The sequence below is a fragment of the Pseudomonas muyukensis genome (assembly GCF_019139535.1).
Lineage (GTDB): Bacteria > Pseudomonadota > Gammaproteobacteria > Pseudomonadales > Pseudomonadaceae > Aquipseudomonas > Aquipseudomonas muyukensis.
Genome location: NZ_CP077073.1, coordinates 5,459,121 through 5,480,569, shown reverse-complemented (window position 1 = coordinate 5,480,569; position 21,449 = coordinate 5,459,121). Strand labels below are relative to the sequence as shown.

The window sequence follows — 21,449 nt, the reverse complement described above, 5'->3', positions numbered from 1 at the left end:
CCAAGAAAAAGAACAATTCCTCTATTTATCCAATGCACTGATGAACAGCCATCGGCAGTTATTTTCCAGCCTGCTCGGCGCCGAGTCGGGTGACCAGGCCCGGCGGATGTGTTCAGCCGCCAGCCTGCGCGCCTGCCTCGCCGCCGCGCCCGGCGCCGCGCAGGTCGAGACCGACTTCGCCTGCCCGCAGCAGCTGGCCGGCCTGGCCACGGACGCCGCCCAGCGCCTGCAGGCCATCGGCCAGGGCTGGCAGCGGCTGCAGCAGCGTCTTGGCGAGCACGAGGGCCAGCTGCTGCGCGCCAAGGCCGTGCGTGAGGCTGCGCCGCTGTTGCTTGGCAGCCAGCACCTGATCCACGCCGTCTGCGCCAGCTGGAACAACGAAGCGCGCTATGCCATGGCCATGTTGCAGGTCCATGCGCTGGATGTTGGCGGTGGCCGGCCCGGCGCCAGTCGTATCCAGCGTTATCGCGAGCTGATGCGTGAGCTGGCGCCGTCGGATGCCGGCGAGGATCCCCAGGCCATCGGTGACGATTCCGGCGTCTGCGACGGCGCGTTCAACCTGGCGGCGATGCTGGTGCTGCTCGGGCATTTTCCCGAGTCGCTGTTGCCGCAGATCCTCGGGGCCAACCTCTACCTGCGCCACTGTGGCGTGTTGCCGATGTTCGCCTTCATCGCCGATGGGCAGCCTGAGCGCGAGCGCCTGCTCGACCTGCGCCGCGACCCGTCCGGTTCGGCGCAAGACCTGGCGGCGCTGGCCGAGGCCGCGGTACGCGAGTACCTCGCCCAGGCCGGGCCCGCGGCCCAGCAAGGCATGCGCCAGGGGTATTGCTGGGCGCGCTGGCAGGTCGAGTCGGCGAACAGCGCGCTGCTCGCCGTGCTGGAGCGCTGGCTCGACCCCCGCGAGGCCGCCCGTGACCTGATCAGCCGGCGACGCCCGGATGCCTGCCAGTACCACGAAAAAACCCGCTTGAACAAAGTGCCGATGCGTTCGCTGCTGGAGGAGGATGACTCGCTGCGGTTTCTCGAGCATCTGGCCGCCAGCGCCTATGTCCGCGCCGGCAACCCGCAAGGCAGCCCGTTGCTGACCACGCTGGTATCGCCGCGAGGCAAGATGTTCCGCATCTTCAGCCGCGACGACCTGGCCATCCTCGAGCGCTGGATTGCCGGGCTGCCCTACGCCGAACAACCTCAGCCACAGCCGGCACGCGCGCTGTGGAAGGATGACGGCCTGCTGGCCGGGCTGCTGGGCGAGGAGGTCGAGGCGCCGATCCTGGCGACTCGCCTGGCACCGCGCCAAGCCTACCCGCGCTTGCTGCACGTCGAGCTGACCCCGGCCGAGCAGAACCATGCCCGGCACTACGTCAACCGCTGGCTGGTCAAGGCCGCCCGCGGAGTGGCCAAGGGCCGCTGCCCGCTACCCGAACACTGGGCCCCGGGCGTGCTGCGCGAGTGGCTGCAACAGCAGCATGCGTTGTCCAACCAGGCGCTGGAGCAGCCCCAGGACTTGCCCAGCCGCGAAGAGGTGATTGCCGACATCGTCGCCCTGGCGCCGCTGACCATGATCGACGGCGCCTGGCTGGCCGGTTTCGCCCATCCGTCTTTGGCGGCCTCGGCCTTTGGCAGCCGCCTGTTCGAGACCCTGTACGACGAGCTGGGCAACGGCCTCGAGGCACAGAACCACCCCGTGATCTACCGCCAGTTGCTGCGGGCGGTGCATGGCGAACTACCGGCCACCGCCGCGCCAGGCTACGCCGCTGCCGAGTGTTTCGCCGACGAGGACTTCGAGCTGCCGGTGTTCTGGTTGGCCATCGGCCGCTATCCCCAGAGCTACTGCCCGGAAATCCTCGGGCTCAACCTGGCGATGGAGTTGTCCGGCGTGGGCGGTGGCTACCGGCGCACCCACAAGGCGTTGGTCGCCTATGGCTACCCGACCCTGTTCGTCGACCTGCACAACGCCATCGACAACATTTCCACCGGCCACAGCGCCTGGGCTGCCGCCAGCCTGGACGCTTACCTCAGCGCATTTTCTACACGCGACCGCGACGAACTATGGGCGCGTATCCGTACCGGATACGTCGCGCTCAATCCACCCAGGGAGGACACCATGCTGGACAAGTTCAAGGAAACCATGAGGTCGCTGCTATGACCTGCACACTCGGCATCTCCGCCTTCTACCACGACAGCGCGGCCACGCTGGTGATCGATGGCCGCATCGTCGCCGCGGCCCAGGAAGAACGCTTCAGCCGCATCCGCCACGACCCAGGGTTCCCGCGCCAGGCCATTGCCTTCGTGCTGGCCGAGGCCGGCTTGCGCCTGGACCAGGTCGACCACGTGGCCTACTACGAGGACCCGGCCCTGAAATTTCGCCGGGTGCTGTCCACCGCGGCGGTCGCTGGCCTGTCGGCGGTGCGCACCTACGCCCCGGTACTGGCCGACTGGCTCACCACCAAGCGGCGCATGGACCGAGAAGTGCTGCGCCACCTCAAGGAGATGGGCGACCGCGCCGACCGACGCATCGAGGTGCATGGCCACCATGCCTCCCATGCCGCCTCGGCCTTTTTCCCCAGCCCCTTCGAACGGGCGGCGATCCTGTGCATCGACAGCGTCGGCGAATGGGCCACCACCACGCTCTGGCACGGCAAGCCCGAGGGCCTGGAGAAAGTCGCGGAGCTTTCGTTCCCGCATTCGCTTGGCCTGCTCTATTCGGCGTTCACCTACTTCTGCGGCTTCAAGGTCGACTCCGGCGAGTACAAGCTCATGGGCCTGGCGCCCTATGGCAAGCCGGTGTACGCCGAGCGCATCCTCGCCGAGCTGATCGATGTGAAGCCCGACGGCAGCTTCCGCCTGGACTGGACCAAGTTCGAGTTTATCCGCGGTGAAGTGATGACCGGCGAAGCCTTCGTGCGCTTGTTCGGCGGCCCGCGGCGTCTGCCCGAGGCGCCGCTGACCGAGCGTGAGTTCGACCTCGCGGCCTCGGTGCAGAAAGTCACCGAGCTGATCGTTTCGCGCCTGGCCAAGACCGCCCGCGAGCTTACCGGCGAGCGCAACCTGTGCATGGCCGGTGGCGTGGCCCTGAACTGCGTGGCCAACGGCGTGGTGTCTCGCGAGCGGACCTTCGAGCGCCTGTGGATTCAACCGGCTGCCGGTGATGCCGGTGGTTCGCTGGGGGCGGCGTTGCTCACCGATCGCCGGCAGCGCCAGGTCAGCCAGCGCGAACTGCCCGAAGCGGTCGATGGCATGAGCGGCTCGCTGCTCGGGCCACAGTACAGCGCCGAGCAGATCCGCGCCGAACTGGATGAATGCGGCGCCGTGTACCAGCAGCTGAGCCAGGAGGAATTCGACCACCGGGTGATCCTGAGCATGGAGGAAGGCGGCGTGGTGGGCTGGTTCCAGGGGCGCATGGAGTTTGGTCCGCGCTCGCTGGGCAACCGCTCGATCCTCGGTGACCCACGGCGCTCCGACACCCAGTCGACGATGAACCTGCGCATCAAGTTCCGCGAGTCGTTCCGCCCGTTCGCCCCGGTGGTGCTGGCCGAGCGCGCGGCCGACTGCTTCGACATCGTCGAGGAGAGCCCCTACATGCTGGTGGTGTCGCCGGTGGCCCAGGCGATTCGCAAGAGCGTGCCCGGGCACCAGGCGCAGTTGACCGGCATCGACCTGCTCAAGGTGGTGCGCAGCGACCTGCCGGCGATCACCCATGTCGACTTCTCGGCGCGGGTGCAAACCGTCGACAGCGAGCGCAACCCGCGTTTTCGCGCCTTGCTCGAACGCTTCCACCAGCGCACCGGGTGCCCGGCGCTGGTCAACACCTCGTTCAACGTGCGTGGCGAGCCCATCGTCAACACACCGTTCGAGGCCTACCGCTGCTTCATGCGCACCAACATGGACGTATTGGCCATCGGCGATTTCTACCTCGAGAAAGCCCAGCAGCCACGGTTCGAGGAAGCGGTCGACTGGCGCGAGACCGTGCCGCTGGACTGAACATTTCATCTACTAGGGAAGGTGCAACATGGAATACGTTCTGCTCTACCTGATCTTGCCTCTCGGTGTGTTGTTCCGGCGCAGCGCGCGGTTTGCCCATCGTCCGGATCCCAAGGTCACGTCCTACCTGAAGCGCCAATCATGAGCCTCATGGCGCTGGATGTGCACCAGGCCTCGGTGGTCCAGGTGCTGACCGTGAGCGATGCCGACCTGTCCGGGCTGGCCGCCTGCCGCGAACGCCTGGCCAGCATGCCGCACCGCGCCGACAACGTCGGCGCGGTGGGTGCCGACTGGCTGCGCTCGCTGCTTGGCCCGACCCTGGTCGAGAGCATCCGCGGGTTTGCCGGGTGCAGCCACAAGGCCCTGCTGTTGCGCGGCATTGGGCTGTCCACCGCGGTGCCGTCGCCGAGCAACGGGTTTTTGCCCGATGCCCAGTGCGTGCTGGATTTCGACCTGCTGCATTTCGGCATGCTCAACCTGCTGGGGGTGCGCTCCCACGCCGTGGAGTACGAGAACCACGGCAAGCTGGTGCGCAATGTGGTGCCGGTGGCGCAAGCGGCAGGCACCACCAGTTCCTGGGGCGCGGATGTGGATTTCTCGTGGCATACCGACAACCCCAACTGGCCATTCGACGACCAGGCCAGCGATGTCGCCCGCAGCGTGCCCAACTACCTGGCGTTCATCGCCGTGCGTAACCACGAGCAGGCTTCCACCGACATCGTCTGTGTCGACCATGTGCTGTCATGCCTGCCGGCCTGGGCCATCGAGGAACTCAGCCAGTCGGCCTTCGCTTTCGGCGCGCCGGCCTCCAACGAAGGCTATGACGGCGAGCAACGGGTGATGCCGATTCTCGAACGTGGCGCCAACGGCTATCGGCTGCGCTTCGACGACGGCATCGTCAGCGCCAGCGCCGCGCCCGCCCAGGCCGCGCTCAGCCTGCTGCGCCAGGTGCTCAAGGATATCCAGGGCATAGAGCTGGTGCTGCAGCCCGGTGACTTCTTCATTTTCAAGAACGCCCGCGTGCTGCATCGGCGCAAGGCGTTCAAACCCCTGCCCGATGGCCAGGCGCGCTGGTTGCGCCGGGTCTACGGCAGCTGATGCTTTGCTGACAAATCTCACGACGAACAAGGAGTTTGCATGAACAAGCGTATTGCAGTTATCGGTGGCCGTCCGGCGCCTATCCACGGGGCCAAGGAAATGGGCATCGATGTCGTGCTGGTGCACCAGGATGGTGACTACGAGCAGGAGATCGTCAGCCATTGCGAGCGCGTGGTGCATGCCCGCATCGACGATGCCGAGGCAATCATCAAGGTGCTCGAGCCGCTGCACCGCGAGCGCCCGTTCGAGCGCATCATCACCACCACCGAGGTGGCCGGCGAGTCCACCGGCAAGGTGGTCGACCACTTCAAGCTGACCGGTGTTTCCTACAAGACCGCGCACCTGCTCAAGGACAAGGTGGCCATGCGCGAGCTGCTGGCCAAGCACGACCTGAGCCCGGTGGCCTTCCGCCACGTCACTTGCGCCGAGGACGCCATCGCGTTCGTCGCCGAGCATGGCCGCTCGGTGCTCAAGCCGGCCGAAGGCGTCGCCAGCCTGCACATCCACCCCTGCGAGGATGCCGCCAGCGCCACCCGTGCCTGGCAGGCGCTCAAGGAGGCCGAGGTGCGCCACATCATCATCGAAGAGTACCTGGACGGCCCGGTGGTCAGCGTCGACTCGTTCTCCTTCAAGCGCCGCCACCTGCCGATCGGCTACTCGCAGTACCGCATGAACGACAAGTACGTCGAGTGGGAAGTCAGCACCCCCAGCACCGACGCCAAGCAGTGGCTCACCGAGCTCAAGGACATGACCTGCCGCCTGCTCGATGCGGTGGAGCTGGAAGAGGGCCCGTCGCACAGCGAGTTCGTCCTCACCGCCAAGGGCCCGCGCGTGCTCGAGTCCCATGCCCGCCTGGCCGGCTCCGGCGCCCCGGAACTGGTGCGCCGCGCCTTCGGCCTGGACCTGAACCGCATGTTCCTCACCGTGCCGCTGGGCATCGACGAACTGCCGCTGGCGTCGCCAGAGCCCAAGGCCGGCGCCGCGATCCAGTTCTTCGTGCCGACCCCGGGCAAGGTGCGCAAGGTCGAGCTCGACCTCAAGCCTGACGTCGACGTGCGCCACACCCGCCCAGGCGAGACGCCGCTGGTGTTCCTGCCGTTCCTGTTCGAGCTGGGCGAGGCCGAGCGCGCGGTGGTCATCCAGAAGCACGAAGGCGATGTGATCCCGCCGCTGGACACCGTGGCCGACTGCGTTTCCGGTTATGTGCTGGCCACCGGCACCTCGCGCGAGGACGCGGTGCGCATCGGCGATGAACTGGTCGCCGCCGTGCACTTCATCCAGGAGCCCCAGGCATGAGCTACGTGCTCTGCCTGCATCGCTGGGTAGGGCGCCAGGCACTCTACGACGAGTATGAGCTGCCCGCTGGCAGGGTGATCCGGGCGATCTGCACGCCCGAGTCACTCGGCTCGCTGCCGGCCGCGCGGCTGGCGTCGAGCTCGACGCTGGCCTCGCTGGACGATGCCGACGCGGTCATGGCCGAGGCTGGGCGAGTGATCGCCCAGTACGGCGTGCCCGAGCGCGTGGTGGCGTTGAACGAAGGCGACCTGCTCAATGCCGCCGCGATCCGCGAGCGCTGGGCCATCCACGGCGACGCGCCGGCCTGGGTCGAGCGCTTTCGCGACAAGCTCAGCATGCTCGCGGTGGCCAACCGGCAGACGGCCATCGCCGTGCTGCCGGCGGTGGCCGCCGACGACGCGCAGGGGGTGCGCCAGCTGCTGCAACGCCACGGCTACCCACTGGTGCTCAAGCCCCGCTTCGGCACCGCCAGCCGCGGCGTCAGGATCCTGCGCCAGGCGCAGGACCTGGCGCTGCTGCAGGACGCGCAGCCAGAGCCGATGATGGTCCAAGTGTTCTGCGCCGCGCCGATTTTGCATGTGGATGGCTGGTGGGATGGCGAGCAGGTGGTGGTGCTGACCGCATCGCGCTACGTGAACAGCTGCGCCGACTTCGGCCCGGACAGCCCGTTGGGCAGCATCGAGCTTGCCGAAGGCGATGACGAGCGCCGCATCGCCAGCCGCGTTGCCGAGCTGCTGGCGGCGTTCGCGCCAGGGCGCGAGATTGTCTTTCACCTGGAGCTGTTCGCTGACGGCGATACCTTGCGCTTTCTCGAGATCGGCGCCCGCGTCGGCGGCGCGGAAATCCCCTTCCTTTGGCGCGAGGTGCGCGACATCGACCTGGTGGGCATCGCCTGGGAGTTGCAGACCGAGGCGTCCAGCCGCTACCGCGAGCAGGCGCGCAGCCGCAGCCGCGACGGCCGCCCGCTGCATGGCGAGCGCGGCGCCTGGGTGATTGGCCGGCGTGCCAGCACGCCCGACGCAGGCCTGGGCACGCTGTATTGGTCGCAGCCCCAGGAGCTGCAGCGCAGTGCCAGCGGTGTTTATGAAGGGGCGAAGACCCGGCTGCGCTTGCGCAGCTTCGACCGCCAGGCGCTGGAGCGCGATGTCGAGTCGATCTTCGCGCAGTTGTCCCACGCCTGGAGCCTGCAAGCATGAGGGCCGCGCCGCGCGCCCCGGCTACATTGAACGATGCCGGCCGCGGCGCTGCCTTGCAGCGCCGTTGGGCCACCCAGCCATGCGAAGGAGCATGTTGAGATGCCGTTGGAGAATTTGATAGGTGTGGCGATCATCGCCCTGGGCATGGTCTTGACCCCCGGCCCGAACATGGTCTACCTGACATCCCGGGCGATTTCCCAGGGCCGCCTGGCCGGGATGATCTCCCTGGCCGGCGTGGCGCTGGGGTTCATCTGCTACCTGGTGGCCTCCGGGCTTGGCCTGTCGGCGCTGTTCAAGGCCGTGCCGGTGGCGTATGACGTGGTGCGCATTGCCGGCGCCTTCTACCTGGGTTACCTGGCCTGGAACATGGTCCGCGGCGCCTCGCCTTTCGAGGCACGGGAACTGCCGCCGCATTCGCCGCGCAAATTGTTCACCATGGGGCTGGTGACCAACCTGCTGAACCCGAAGATCGCGTTGATGTACTCGGCGTTGATTCCGCAGTTCATCGACCCGACGGTGGGGTCGACCTTGCAGCAGTACATGCAGCTGGGGTTGGTGCAGATTGTCATTGCGGTGACGGTTAATGGGTTGATTGTGTTGGCGGCGGCGCGGGTGAGCCGCTTCCTGACCGCCCGGCCTGCGGCGATGCGGACACAGCGGTGGGTGTCTGGGGCGGTGTTGGGGGTGTTTGCGGTGGATATTTTGTTGAGGAAGCCGTTGGATTGATGGGGGTGTTGGGAAGACGCCAATTGGCGTCTTTTTATTGGGCCGGGGTGATCAGAATTGATTTGCTAAGCCCCGATTTTTTTTGAAAAGCCGCTGTTCAAAAAGTTGTTATGGAATACCGAGAGCCCGATTTCACGATGCGCGGGCTAATCTAAGACTGTGACGGTGACAGTTAACTCTTAGGCTTTAATTCTCAGGTACTGCACCACCAGAAGCTGACGGTCAGGATCAAAGCAGAAGACCCCTGGTGCTAAGTACTGGTGAAGGTGGAGGCACACACTACGAAATTCGTATGAGCTGCCTCAACCTAAACGGACCTTTTCCTGCCGCGCAACGTAACCCACCTGCAATAGACACGCTCGGTTCGAATCGAGTAATGTCGCAGGCGAATTTACTCCCACGTGTGGTCGAGCAAGCATGGCTGCTCATGCGTGGTGTATAGCTTCCTTATACGCTCATCTGCACGCTGAAAGCCTCAGCCTAGACACGGATAGCTAAAGGAACAAGGAATGTTATACATCAGGCCCGTCCTGTGAGTTATCTGCGACTTTGTGTCTAGGCTCAATTCATTAGGAGTGCGGTGCCATGGAAGCTAAAATGGAATGCCGCCGGTGCTTTTTCGCCGCAGTTTCAATTTTGCTCCAAGCTACAGTTCAAATTCTCGGCAGTGTATAAAAAATCGCTCAAATCGCTCAAATCGCTCACTTCGTTCGCTGAGGCGGCGTTCCGCCATCCCTTAGCTTAATCGTTAGGTTGCTTATGCCTCTTGCACGCTTTATTTCGACTGATGGCCCTTGTCTTGAAGCAAAAATTGAGATTGACAGCACATGTTTGTGTGTAAAGAATGAGTTCAGGGTCGACGAGAGAAACATACCAAGTCCCGATGCTGACTTCGAGTTTGCATTTAGCCCGCTCCTTGATGATGAGGAGCCTTGTGACGAAATTTTTTCGGGTAATCCAAGCCAGAAAGTTGGAGTCGAGCAGTTGGGTGGATGACGAAATCGGATATTTGGAATAATTGCTTCCATAAATCCCGTCATCGTCGATTGTGGCCTCTTAACGATCGAGGGCGTAATTTCTACTGACGATCCGAGAGTTGTTGGAGATTTCGTAGCTTTCACAATTGCCCGGCTCGGTGGTTATGCCTATTTAACCTAATCCTTCGATCAAGCGGACGCCCAGCGGCTGTGCCGATTGGGTGTCCCCCGCGCTGGCTACCTCCAGCGTTAGACCACAACAGGGAAAGTCCATGGCATTCGATGCAGAAATTCAGAAAACTATTAATGCATATGTTTCAGCGCACGTTGCCGACGAGGCTTGGCATACCGCGTACTTCGACTTCATTGGTGACGCGACTCTTGCTCAACGCCTTGGTGAGGAGTTTATCTCTACGCGCTATATCTACAAAATCCTGGAAGGGCTTGAAGCCGATGACTGGATGCTGCGATCACAGATACGGCTGCAAGTAATGTCATATGCTTCCATTTACGAAGCAGTACTTCATTACTTGCTCTTTGATTTTCTTGGTACAGAACCACGAGTTGTCGCTCTTACGGAGTTCCCCACGAAGAAGCAGATTTCAATTCCGCCGGCTAGCCTCGCGTTGCTTGAGAAGTATCTTGAACACGATGGAAAGAAGATCATCCCTACGTATGAGGCCGTTGGGAGGACTGATGACACCAAGGTCCGATTCGACAAGAAAGCCGAATGTGCTGCCGCGCTTGGAATGATTGAGCCTTGGCTCAAGGATGAGCTGATCGAGTTCTATGAAGCGCGCAATGCGATACACATTCACGCAGAGATTAGAAAGAGCTTAAAGTACCAATTGGACTTGTCAAAGCGGGCATACCTCCGGATGCAGCCATTCAAGGCACAACTCTCGGCTTGGCGGTCCGCGTATGTGGTCTAACCGGTTCTGTATGAAAACCTTTTAAATCTCACCGAAGCCTCTGGAAGCCCGTTTTTCCGTAGAGTTCTCGCTTTTTAGGCGTAAGCGCTCCACAAACCCCACCTGACCAAAGATGGGCTGGGATCAGCTAGGTGATCGCGGCGAACAGTTCCACGGCAGCAGGGCTTCGTAATCTTCAACTGATGACGCTTGCGGCAGGCGCTCCAGTGCGTGGCGCAGCCACGCATAGGGCTCCTGGCCGTTGGCTTTGGCCGTTTCGACCAGGCTGTAAAGCTGTGCGCTGGCAGTGGCGCCTTTTGGCGTGTCACTGAAGAGCCCGTTCTTTCTCCCGATGACAAACGGGCGAATGGCGCGCTCGGCAGCGTTGTTGTCGATCGGCAAGTAGCCATGCTCGACGTAGCGCTCCAACTTGCTCCAGTTGCTGGCCAGATAGCCGATGGCCTTGCCCAGCGCATTCTGCGTCGTCACCTGAGGCTGCGTTTTCTCTACCCAGCTTTTCAGCTGACTCAGCAATAGCACGCTGCGCTCCATACGGGCAGCCTTACGATCTTCATCACTGCTGTCCTTCAAGTCGCGCTCGACACCATAGAGCTTGTTGATCAGGTTCAGCGCGATGTCAGCGCGTCCGGTCTTGCCCTTGGGTTGTACTTTTTGTGCTTCGACGAACTTACGCCGCGCATGGGCCCAGCAGCCCAGGCGCTCGACCCCTTCCTGCGCGCCGAGGGTGTTATAGCCAGCATAATCGTCGGTCATCACATAGCCGCGATACCCATCCAGCAGGCGAGTCGGTACCTCCTGCGCTCGGCTGGTGGAGTAATCAAAAAGAATCACCGGCCTGTCAGGCGGGCCGCCGGTTTGTACCCACATCCAGGATTGGCTACTGGCTTCTCGATCAGGCTCTTTCAGAACCTGGACTCGAGTTTCATCGCAATGAATGATGCGGCTATTCAACAGGCTGTCGCGCATCAGGTTCAGCAGCGGCTGAAAGTGCTCGCCGCATTGGATGACCCAACGTGCCAGGGTTTGACGCGAGATATCGATGCCGTGGCGTCCGAGCACTTTCTCGAAACGATGAAGTGGCAGGCCGTCCACGTATTTGGTGGTCAGCAACATCGCCAGCACGCTGGGGCTGGCCATGCTTTTTTCGATCATCTGAGCGGGTTTATCCGCAGTCACCGGCGCTGACTCGCAGTCGCGGCAACCATAAACCTTGCGGATGTGCTTGATGACCCGAATTTGCATCGGGACGATTTCAAGCTGCTCGCTGACTTCTTCGCCAATGGCATGCTTGCGGCAGCCGCATGCACACGTCAGTTCATGCTCAGGCAGTTCATGAATGACCTCGACACGCGGCAGATCATTGGGCAGCGGCTTGCGTTTGCCACGGCGTTTGCCTGGTGCAACAACTTCTTCTTCCGAAGCCTCGTCGGCCGGTTCTGCCAGGCTTTCTGCTTCGTCAAACAGAGGGAGTTGCGGCGTAGCCGAATCGCTGGTCTGTTCGGTCTTGCGGCCAAACAACCGCTGGCGTAACAGCGCCACCTCTTCTTCCAGATGAACGATCTTGCCCTTATCAGACGCGCGCTCATTGATCATCTGCTCAAGCAGTTGCTTGAGCAAAACCGGATCGTCAGGGAGGGTGTCGGGCATGGAAATCATGCCGCGGATTATACTGGATCAGGCGACGTAGCGAGGCGTCAGAACTTGATGTGGGCGGTTACGCCAGAGGTCAAAGCCGTCGAGTAGCCAATTGAGTTCCTGGACGGTCAGGACAATGGCCTCGTCGGTGGGGTCTGGCGATGTTTTGAAGCGTTCCGAGTCGAGACGCTTGAGCCAGAGGCAGAAGCCGTTTCGCTCCCAATACAGGATCTTCACGCGGTTTCGCGTTTTGTTGAGAAACACGAAGAGCACGGGGTCGAACACCGCCACTTTGATATCCAGTTCAACCAGTGCGGCCAGACCGTCAATGGACTTTCGGAAGTCGACTGGCTTGGGGTAGAGATAGACTTTTTCGACTTTAGCGTCGGGACGCATCATGGCGTGCGGGCTCCAGAAAGAAATCGGGAGCACAGCATCGGAGATCAGCTAAGCGCTTTGAATGTGGGGTTCATGGAGCGCTTACTCACGAAGCACGAAGAGTTTGACGAGTTGATCCCTATGGCGTTGCCTATGCTGGTACAGAGGGCGATCAATCTCCTGGATTACGGTACCTGGAAACGGGTTTTGACAGCTACCGGGCTTACGGCAGAGATGGCGACCAGGCAGTACATGCTGGATGTACCGTCATCTCCTTTGCGACTGGTCGAGGCTAACGTAGGTTAAGTCGCGCTGAAATTGTCCACGAGCCTGCATGGCGGCCTCACATGGATGCGCATATGCCATCGCTGGGAAAGCCTTATAGGGGCGGACAGAGATGGCGCTATGGGTGCGTGGGCATTCGCACCCCGCCGTCAACTTTGACGTAGCGGGCACCCCGTGTAGTTTGTAATCCGAGGGGTATCCGGGCGAAGAGACTGGCTTCCGCCCGGATTTGATCATCCCGATTTAGCTGCGCTTTAGCCGATCAGGCGAGCCGTTTGCGGGTCATATGCGAAATCGGTAATCGATCCATCCCGAATGCGCTGAACCGCCTCATCGATCACATGTAGCGGTACCAGGAACCACTCCCTAGGTTTGACCGGATGGCCGAAGCGGTCTTCGATGGTCAAGTCTAGCTGCGCCGCGCCGAACAGGCGATGGAAGATGTTCTCCAGCCTTGTTCGGTTCAGGTTGTGTAACTTGTAAGTAGCGACCACCTCCACATCAGCCAGCAGGTATGTAGCGTCTTTATCCGCCCCGGCGATGCGAGTTTCCACCTTGCCACCGGTCACGCCGATCTTGTGGATCAGCTCGCGGTGCTCGACTACGAAGGGATGGCTGGACTGGCTGCGCAGCACATAGATAGTGCCGCTTTCTATGTCGTCCGGCTCTGCTATGTCGCTGAACAGTGGGCCGGAATCTACCTTGATGAGCCGAGATCCGGCACGACCGTCACTGTCCTTGTAAAGCGCCCGTTGTAGGGATCGTAGCAGTAGATCGCTTTCCGTCTCATTGGAGTAAATCACGCGCAAACGCCCATTTGTTTCTGCATTCGGCGTTTTGTAGGTGTCGCCGATCTCGGCGACATAGGCAATGAGACCACTCAGAATGAAGAAATTCCCGGCCTCAATGCTAGCGTTCTTGCCAAAGGGCTTGGTCACCCAGAGTTTTTGCTTGAGGCCTGCTTCTACTTCATCAAACAGCGGCTTGAACTTCTCGAAGTCTTTACATGGGTTCCGAGCGGCAATTTCTTCTGCCTCCTTGATTGCCGCGCTGGAACGTACATGTCGTAGCACGGTGATGTCGTCCTGGTCGACGGACTCACTGCCGATGCCCAGCTCGGCGAGCAAGGCGTCCTCATCTAGGTCATCTACATTTACTGCGGCGACCACAGTGCCTGACAGTAGGCCGTGAGTATCCAGGCCTTCCAGTAGGGTTTGGGCTTCCGGCAGCTTGCGCAACTGATCCAGGCGCACGGCATACAAGCGCTCGAAGATATCGCGGTCTTCGCCATGCAGTGGGGCGCGGTCGTGTGTCTGATAGAAGCGCTGAATGTCCTCGAAGCCAGCGATGATGCGTTCTTCACGAGGGGTCCGAGTGACTGTCTTGAGCGGGGGGACTTCTACCCCCAGCGCATCCAGCAGGTCGTCATCGTTCATTTCAGCCATTGGCGGATTCCCCCTGCGTCGCTTTGGCCTGGGCACGGTAGCGTGCCAACGCGGCTACGCCTTCAGCCATGCGCTTTTCCCAGGCGTCGGCTGAGTTGATATCAGGCAGGCGGCCACGCTCGTTCTTGAACTGCAAAGCACGCTTGGCCAGATCTCGCGCCTCATCCTCGGGGATGCTCACCTTCTTGGCCGCAATGCTGGCCTGCACCTGGCGTAGGGATCTTTCATCCATCGCCTTCGCCAGTACTGCATAGGCCGCATCGAAGGGGCTGATGCGGTCAATCAGGTCGATGTCCAGCTCGCGCACGTTAACGAACTTGCGCACGCCATCCAGAAGCGCTGCGCTGCCTTGCACGTTGTCGCTACCGTTAGCATCTGTCTGCGCCAGAGCCAGTTTGGCCTGTTGAGTAATGTTCATGGCGGCGATGGCGTGTTGGCGAATGGCTTCCTGGTCAACCTCGCTCAAGTCGGGGTAGCGCTCGCGCACGATCTTGCCCATGCGCAGTTGGGTCAGCTCTTCCGGCAAGGTGTTTTCCTTGTCGAACAGCCCACGCTCCAAGACGGTTTTGTCCTGCAGGAAGCTGGTAACTACTTCGTTCAAATCTTCTTTGCAGATGCGCGTGGCTTCTGTGCTCTGCGGTGGGGTCAGGCCATTGATCTCAACATGGAACTGACCGGTGGTTTCATTCACGCCCAGGTTGGTACCACCTAATTGGTAGCCCTCGCCACCGTTATAAATGAAACCCTCTTTCGGCCCGGTGTCTTTCGGAGTGAACTCATAACGCGGGGCCAGCACCTGTTCCATCAGCAGGCTGGCTGAAATAGCCTTGAGCATATCGTTCACCGCCTCGGCAACGGCAGCTTGATCGGCCATAGGCTCGGCGATCAGGTTGGTGAAGCGCGAGCGCTCCTTACCCTCGGCGTCGCGGGTGGCACGGCCAATGATCTGCACGATTTCGGTCAGGCTCGAACGGTAGCCGATGGTCAGCGCATGCTCGCACCAGATCCAGTCAAAGCCTTCCTTCGCCATGCCCAGCGCAATAACAACATCCACGTTGCCGCGGTTGTTCTTCTGAGTAGGGTCTTTCAGTGCGCTTAGCACTTTGGAGCGCCTGGCTGGGTCGCTGTCATCTACCAGATCGGCCACTTTCAGCGTACGGCCATCTTTGGCTTTGATCAGGTGAAAGCCCGTGGTCGGGTCTACACCCTGCCACTCGCCGAGCGCACTCATGATCTCGTTAACCTCGCGCTCCTTGTCCTTGAGGCTCTCGCGGGCATTTACGTTTGGAATGTGGACGATGGTTTTCAGTGACGGGTCCAGCACCTTGGCCACCGCATCCACGTACCTGCCGGTGTAGAAGAAGTAGCCAATATCCAGCGACTTGAGCCAGCGATAGCCGTTGAGCTGCTCGTAGTAGGTATACGTCACTGTCTCAAATTTGTTTTCTTCCGACGGAGCCAGTACGGCCTCGCTGTCACCACGGAAGTAGGAACCGGTCATAGCAACCAGATGCACCTTGTCGCGGTTGATAAACGCGCTCAGTTGGCTACCCAGTTTGTTGTCTGGGTTGGCTGAAACGTGGTGGAACTCGTCGATGGCAATCAGGCGGTTATCGAAAACGTCGATGCCCAGCTCTTCTACAGCAAAGCGGAAGGTGGCATGGGTGCAGACCAGCACCTTGTCGCGGCTGTCTAGGAAGGCGCGCACGGCATCTACCTTGGACTTGGCCACGCGCGGCTCATCGATGCCAGGGGCATTACACAGGTTCCACTGCGGGACCACCTGCCAGTCCCAGTAGAAACCATACTGGCTCAACGACTCATCGGCGAAACTACCGCCAATAGAGCGTTCAGGCACAACGACGATGACCTGTTGCAGGCCCTGGTTATTCAGCTTGTCCAGAGCGATAAACATCAGGGCACGAGACTTGCCCGATGCGGGTGGCGATTTGATCAGCAGGTACTGTTCTCCGCGCTTGGTATAGGCACGTTCCTGCATGGTACGCATGCCTAGCTCATTGGCTTTGCTGGATGCCCCAGTGTGCGCTGTAGTAATGGATACCGACGGCACTGTGTAGCTGTTGGTTGGGTTGGTAGTGTTCGTCACTGTGCTTCGTCCTTCATGAGGGTGCCGTTGCTTGCCAGTTCACGTTCGATCTGTTCAATGCTGGGCAAGCTGGTTTGCAATTCTGCAGGCAGAGATTCGAGCAATTTGTACTCGGCAATGCCCATGGGCTGGGTCTTATCGCCCCGCGCATATTCGGCAACCATATTATTTTTGGTCTTGCAGAGCAAAAGACCGATGGTGGGGTGGTCTTGCACGCCTTTGACCTGGCGATCCACTGCCGTCATATAAACCCCAAGGTGTCCCAGGTGCTCGGGCTTGAACTTACCGGATTTGAGCTCGATCACCACATAGCAGCGTAGCCTAAGGTGGTAGAACAGTAGGTCGATAAAGAACTCATCGCCGCCTACGTCCAGCAGCACCTCCCGCCCAACAAACGCAAAGCCTGCGCCCAGTTCCAACAGAAACTCGGTGATGTGTTTGACTAGGGCATATTCGATATCGCGCTCCTGCGCCTCATCGCGAAGGCCAAGGAAGTCAAAGCGATACGGATCTTTCAACGACTCGCGGGCCAGGTCAGACTGCGCCTTTGGCAAGCTGACATCGAAGTTGGTGACAGCCGTGCCGCTGCGCTCCAGCAGATGGGTTTCGATGTGGATGTTCAGCACATTGCGCGACCAGCCGTTCGCAATGGCGCTCTGGGCATAGGCCAAGTACTTCTGTGGGGCCTTCAGTCGGGGCCGCAGCATCAGGTTGTGTCCACGAGGTATTTGTTCAACCGCCTGTTGGACAATTGTCGCATCCGGACAGGCCTCGGCAAAGGCGCGCATATACATCAGATTGGCCCGGGAAAAACCCTTCATCTCAAGAAAAGCAGTGCGCAGGTCATGGGCCCTCCGCTCGATCACTTTAGCCCCCCAGCCTTGTTGTGCCTGGCGGTTCAAAATATCGATGCCGATCTGCCCGTTCAACTGCACCAACTCGCGGTTTACCGCCAGTGTGGCGCGCTGCTGGGCGTTGTGGATGCGGCCTTTGAGATCCGTCAGTCACTCGCCGTAACCTAAGGGTGCCTTGGTCAAGCTGGCAGGACCACTTTCCATAGATCGACTCATGCCATTTTCCCTCGGGACTTCTTCGGCGAGGCCTTTGCTGTGTCTGCTGTCATCTTGGTGTAGAGGTCAAACAGTTTCTCCAGCCGCTCGGTGTCGTTCTTGAAGCGACGACCGATATAGACACGCTCCAGCACTTCATCGTTGCGCTCGTGGGCGTGGCGTAGGTTATCCGGCATTACATCCTGGGCGTACAGGTCGGCGATGGTGGCAGGAAAATGTGCTTCGCGGGCCAGCAAGATGTTCTCGGCGCAGGCCGTCAGATCAGCTTTATTCTGTTCGGTCAGCAGCGGTACTGGGAAGGTGTTCCAGCCGACAGTATTGGAGTAGCGAAAATCGGTTTTTAGTTTTCCGCAAATAGTTCCAATCCAGACCAGATGTAGTCGTGAAGCAATGAGTGCCATATTCCAGAGCGGAGCGTCATAGAGAGCGAAGGCTTCGCTCGTCACAGTGCTTCGAGAATCGATTAACCCATTGGGTAAAAATGGACGGTTCTCAGATGAGGTTCTAGGAACAGTAATCGTCCATTTTTGCGCAATTTTCATTTCCCTCATCTGGTGTGCCCGCGCAGCCATTTCGTTGGCACCACTGTCTCTGCTCGCCAATCGCATCGCTCGAACGTTTTCAATACGAGGCCTAATGGTCTCGATGCTCATAGCTTCCTCTAAGTTGCAATCTTCTATCCATAAGCAATAACGCTCTAAGCCGCGAATGAATTCTGAAGATCCATAGATTCGACGAATGAAACGTTCATGTTGCTTTAATGTTAAGCCAAGCGCATCGACTTCATCTCTGGAAAGGAGAAGATTACCACCGTCGACGGGCTTGTTTCCAAAGCTCATTTCCGACTGTCTGCTTAGTGGGCGAGATGATTTTTCAACCAGTACATTGGTTCCCGGTACCAAGTAAGCGTTGATGCTTTCAACCTCTTTCACATCTACTACGTCGCCCTTGCCGCTATTGGCGATAGAATAAAGATGAGCTGGTGTTTTGGATTGTGACGAAAGACCCACTATCACAACTGTGACGCCCGCGTTGTAACTGGCGAGATTGGTCCACTTGAAGGACGTATGCGCAAAGGAAATTTCGTGGCCTGTAGCAAATATCTGCGGCCAGAGAATTGGTACTTGTTGCCCTTGGCAAATTGAATTTGTGGATACAAATGCAGATTTTGCCTTTGTCTTACTGCCATAGTCGGCAGCCTTCATGAACCAGCCTGCCACATAGTCTAGTGACTTCCAGTTCTTGGTGCGGAAGGCAAAGATGGCCTCTAGGTCCGCCTTCTGCTCATCAGTCTGCCAAGTAGAACCAAGATAGGGCGGATTGCCACAGATATAGGTTTCTCCTCCTTCGTTAGCAAAGTCTATTTCTGTCTGATCTAGTGCTGTATTGAACAAATCATCGTTGGCCAGTTTTACGCCCGTACCTGCAGGCGGGCACACACTCAGCCAATCTAGTTGCAAAGCGTTGTGGCAGATAATCCAATTCTGCGCATTCAGCGGCAGAAACTCAGCCAGAGCATCTTGTTGGCCGCGATATAGCACGTCGCATTGGAACTCAGCGATGATTAGAGCCAAGCGGGCAATTTCTGCCGGAAAGTCGCGTAGTTCAATACCGCGGAAATTGGTCAGCGGTATTTCCGACCTATTGTGAGCCTCGCTTCGGCGACGATTGATTTCAGCCTCAATCTCGCGCATCTGTTTATAAGCAATCACCAAGAAGTTTCCGGAGCCACATGCAGGGTCGAACACTCGGATGCGAGCTATACGTTTGCGCAGGTTAAGCAGTTTGGCCTTATTGTCACCAGCAGCCTCCAGCTGTGCGCGCAAGTCATCCAGAAACAGCGGGTTCAGCACCTTGAGGATGTTGGGCACGCTGGTGTAGTGCATTCCCAGTGCGCCACGCTCTTCATCATCGGCAACGGCTTGGATCATGCTGCCGAAAATATCTGGGTTGATTTTTTTCCAGTTCAGGTTACCGGCGTGTAGCAAATACGTGCGAGCCATTCGCGTGAAGCGTGGCACCTCGGTGCTGCCTGAGAACAGGCCACCATTCACATAGGGAAAGCTGCTGGCCCAACTAGGAAGTCGAGGCTGTGTGATGGCGCGCTCGACGTCTTTGATGTTCATTGCGCGGAAAATTTCCGACAGCACCTGGTGGGTATTGGATCCCTCGCGCTCGCTGTAACGCTCCATAGTACGTGTGAACAAGCTGTCGCCTCTGAATATGTCTGTGTCTTCGGCAAAGAAGCAGAACACTAGGCGCGCCATAAAGTGGTTCATGTCAGCGCGGCGCTCGGCTTTGGCCCAGTCCGGGTTCTCATTCAGCAGCTCGACGTACAGTTTGTTCAGGCGGCTGGTGGCGCGCACGTCGATGGGGTTGTCCTTGATCTCCTTGATGGTGGAGATGCCGGCCAGCGGCAGCAGGAAACCGAAGTGGTTAGGGAAGTCCGTGTAGTCGCAGGCGATGGTTTCACCCGTGATCAGTTCTTCGGCCTCCAGCGTTTGTCCGTCGGTGGCGAGGATGAATTTGGCTTTGGCTTTTGTGGTGGCCGGGCTGGTACGCAACGCCTTGAGCGTTTCCCCCACGCTGCCAGGCTCGCATGCGGCGATATGAATGTTGCTGCGCAATAATACGCCGCCGGGTATGTCCGAGGCGTTGTTGTTGCCAGCACGCAGGCGCTTGAGCGCGGTTTCCTTGTTGCCGAATGCGGCCAGGAAAGTGAACGGAAAATCCGCCGCGTCAAAGGGTTCTAGGGTTAGGTCCGAAATGGCGGACTCAATTTCTACTGCATTCATGGTTTACCACTGTCCAGATCGCTAATGCGCGAATGCGGCGATTCTAGCCGCTAAAATTTGGGGGGAATGGCTGCATCCCGGCAGCACATGATGTTCTGTCGGCTTGGCGTCGGCATCGGCAACCCAGCGCCACTCAGCCGCATCAGTGCATGCCGTACTCCATCGGATACGAGAGCAGAGAGCCCTAAACCTATAACCGGGAAGTCAACCATTACACGATGTTGGGGATGATAAAGGAAGGCGCTTCTGTAATGCGAAAAAGCGTCAGATGGCAGGATTGGCGGTCTAGTTTACGGTAGCTGTCCGTAACCCAATAAGGCTTCGGCGCGTTCCCTCAGGGGCTGTGACTAAACCAGCGCCTGAAGATCCTGAGCCATGTGCAAGCAGCAATGCGATGACCGGGGCATGCCTGACTGTCAGTCAGGTGCAGTCCATTCCTTGGTCTGCGGCACCATCATCTACATCGCTGTTGCTGGTGACATCGGTGTTCGTCATGCCGATCGTCACGATGGGGAGTGCCGCAAAGCCATGTACAATTGGGGCTGCAGCAGTGGTAGGAGCGCCCGTCTCTGTTCAAAAAAGAGACGGGCATAAGAATCGGCCAAGCGAATAGATTGCTGGACAGCCCAGTACGGTGTAGTTGGCGCACAAAGGCCATGAGGTTAAAGAACACCCATCATCTCTGAGGTGACCGGGCGATCTGCCGGATGCAAGTCGCCCTTGGGAGATCCACCGCATCAAGCGGCTCAACCTTTTTCCTTCTCGGTTACAGGAATTTTCCTTCCACACCAGCTGTTGCGAATCGATCCGGCCTAAGGCTACATTACCCGGGTCGTAGCAAAATCTGCGACCAGGTGTAGGAACCTGCTGGTAAACTTGGCGCACGCACTAAGCGCCCCATCACCACGGCTGGCGCTTTTTTTGTGCCTGCTGTGATGTCATGGCGGCTGTGTGTGGGCAGGCTTCGGCCTGGCCGGGTTCCAAGTTTCCGGTATTCCTACCCCATGCACAGCTGCCACCCAATCCCGTAGGAAGGATCGTGGTAGCTCCAATCTCAAACTTGGAGTCTCATGCATGCTTATTCGCATTCTGAGCAGGATCCGCGCATCCGCTCCCCGCCGCCGGGCTTCCGCGGCCACACGATCCCTGATCTTTTTCCCAATCGAAAGCCAGTCTCGCGCAAACCGAGAGGTGGCACATGACTGACCGTGAACGCTTGTCTTCCATCCAGAGCTACGTCTGGACCCTCGAACTGCTCGGCGAGGCGCTGGTTCAGCATGATGAGGTATTAGAGTGCGAGCACAATCCGCAACTGAGCTTCCGCAATACGGCAGGTATTCACCAGGCAATCCGGATCATCAGTCGGCTGGCCAGCGAGCAGTTCGGCAAGCTGGAGGCGGCGAAGGAGGGGGAGGGGTGAAGGCGGCACTGTCGAGCTGGTTGACAGCCCTTTGTCGATACGATTGGCGAGACAAAAATGCGCGGCCTGCAAGCCTGCGGCCTTAAATGCCAGGCACAAAAAAAGACG

At 59.5% G+C, this 21,449-nt stretch carries 14 protein-coding genes; 8 read left to right on the top strand and 6 right to left on the bottom strand.

The window, feature by feature from the left end; translation table 11 throughout:
* Window positions 1-40 precede the first annotated feature (40 nt).
* From KSS95_RS24295 to KSS95_RS24265, 7 genes are all read left to right on the top strand, one after another.
* Window positions 41-2,146, top strand: coding sequence for an iron-containing redox enzyme family protein (locus KSS95_RS24295; RefSeq protein ID WP_225935544.1), 2,106 nt, complete (start codon window positions 41-43; stop codon window positions 2,144-2,146).
* The gene (locus tag KSS95_RS24290; RefSeq protein WP_217850401.1) at window positions 2,143-3,981 is read left to right on the top strand and encodes a carbamoyltransferase family protein; all 1,839 of its coding nucleotides are present in this window, start codon (window positions 2,143-2,145) and stop codon (window positions 3,979-3,981) included. The genes KSS95_RS24295 and KSS95_RS24290 overlap by 4 nt, the downstream gene beginning before the upstream one ends.
* Before the next feature lie 141 nt (window positions 3,982-4,122).
* Window positions 4,123-5,079, top strand: coding sequence for a TauD/TfdA family dioxygenase (locus KSS95_RS24285; protein WP_217850399.1), 957 nt, complete (start codon window positions 4,123-4,125; stop codon window positions 5,077-5,079).
* 39 nt (window positions 5,080-5,118) lie between these two features.
* Entirely contained in the window at window positions 5,119-6,375 is a 1,257-nt protein-coding gene (locus KSS95_RS24280; protein ID WP_217850398.1) for an ATP-grasp domain-containing protein, read from the top strand.
* Window positions 6,372-7,571, top strand: coding sequence for an ATP-grasp domain-containing protein (locus KSS95_RS24275; RefSeq protein WP_217850396.1), 1,200 nt, complete (start codon window positions 6,372-6,374; stop codon window positions 7,569-7,571). The genes KSS95_RS24280 and KSS95_RS24275 overlap by 4 nt, the downstream gene beginning before the upstream one ends.
* Window positions 7,572-7,670: 99 nt before the next feature.
* A complete protein-coding gene (locus tag KSS95_RS24270; protein ID WP_134692356.1) occupies window positions 7,671-8,297 on the top strand; it encodes a LysE family translocator in 627 nt (208 codons plus the stop codon).
* A gap of 1,249 nt (window positions 8,298-9,546) precedes the next feature.
* A complete protein-coding gene (locus tag KSS95_RS24265) occupies window positions 9,547-10,206 on the top strand; it encodes a hypothetical protein (protein ID WP_217850394.1) in 660 nt (219 codons plus the stop codon).
* 123 nt (window positions 10,207-10,329) lie between these two features.
* Here the strand turns inward: KSS95_RS24265 and tnpC are convergent, their stop codons facing one another.
* The 6 genes from tnpC to KSS95_RS24235 form a co-directional block, all read right to left on the bottom strand.
* Window positions 10,330-11,862 (bottom strand): IS66 family transposase, encoded by a 1,533-nt coding sequence (gene tnpC, locus KSS95_RS24260; protein WP_217850392.1) that lies wholly within the window; start codon window positions 11,860-11,862, stop codon window positions 10,330-10,332.
* An 18-nt stretch (window positions 11,863-11,880) separates the two neighbouring features.
* Window positions 11,881-12,240, bottom strand: coding sequence for an IS66 family insertion sequence element accessory protein TnpB (gene tnpB, locus KSS95_RS24255; RefSeq protein ID WP_225935543.1), 360 nt, complete (start codon window positions 12,238-12,240; stop codon window positions 11,881-11,883).
* A 518-nt stretch (window positions 12,241-12,758) separates the two neighbouring features.
* Entirely contained in the window at window positions 12,759-13,949 is a 1,191-nt protein-coding gene (locus tag KSS95_RS24250) for a GIY-YIG nuclease family protein (RefSeq protein WP_217850390.1), read from the bottom strand.
* Window positions 13,942-15,957: a DEAD/DEAH box helicase gene (locus KSS95_RS24245; RefSeq protein WP_263974805.1), complete on the bottom strand. Its 2,016-nt coding sequence runs from the start codon at window positions 15,955-15,957 to the stop codon at window positions 13,942-13,944. Before KSS95_RS24245 ends, KSS95_RS24250 begins: the two co-directional genes overlap by 8 nt.
* Window positions 15,958-16,052: 95 nt before the next feature.
* The gene (locus KSS95_RS24240) at window positions 16,053-17,060 is read right to left on the bottom strand and encodes a PDDEXK nuclease domain-containing protein (protein WP_225935600.1); all 1,008 of its coding nucleotides are present in this window, start codon (window positions 17,058-17,060) and stop codon (window positions 16,053-16,055) included.
* A 62-nt stretch (window positions 17,061-17,122) separates the two neighbouring features.
* Entirely contained in the window at window positions 17,123-19,921 is a 2,799-nt protein-coding gene (locus tag KSS95_RS24235) for a class I SAM-dependent DNA methyltransferase (RefSeq protein WP_217850386.1), read from the bottom strand.
* 1,198 nt (window positions 19,922-21,119) lie between these two features.
* Here KSS95_RS24235 and KSS95_RS24230 point away from each other — a divergent pair.
* The gene (locus KSS95_RS24230; protein WP_217850384.1) at window positions 21,120-21,341 is read left to right on the top strand and encodes a hypothetical protein; all 222 of its coding nucleotides are present in this window, start codon (window positions 21,120-21,122) and stop codon (window positions 21,339-21,341) included.
* Window positions 21,342-21,449: the final 108 nt, after the last annotated feature.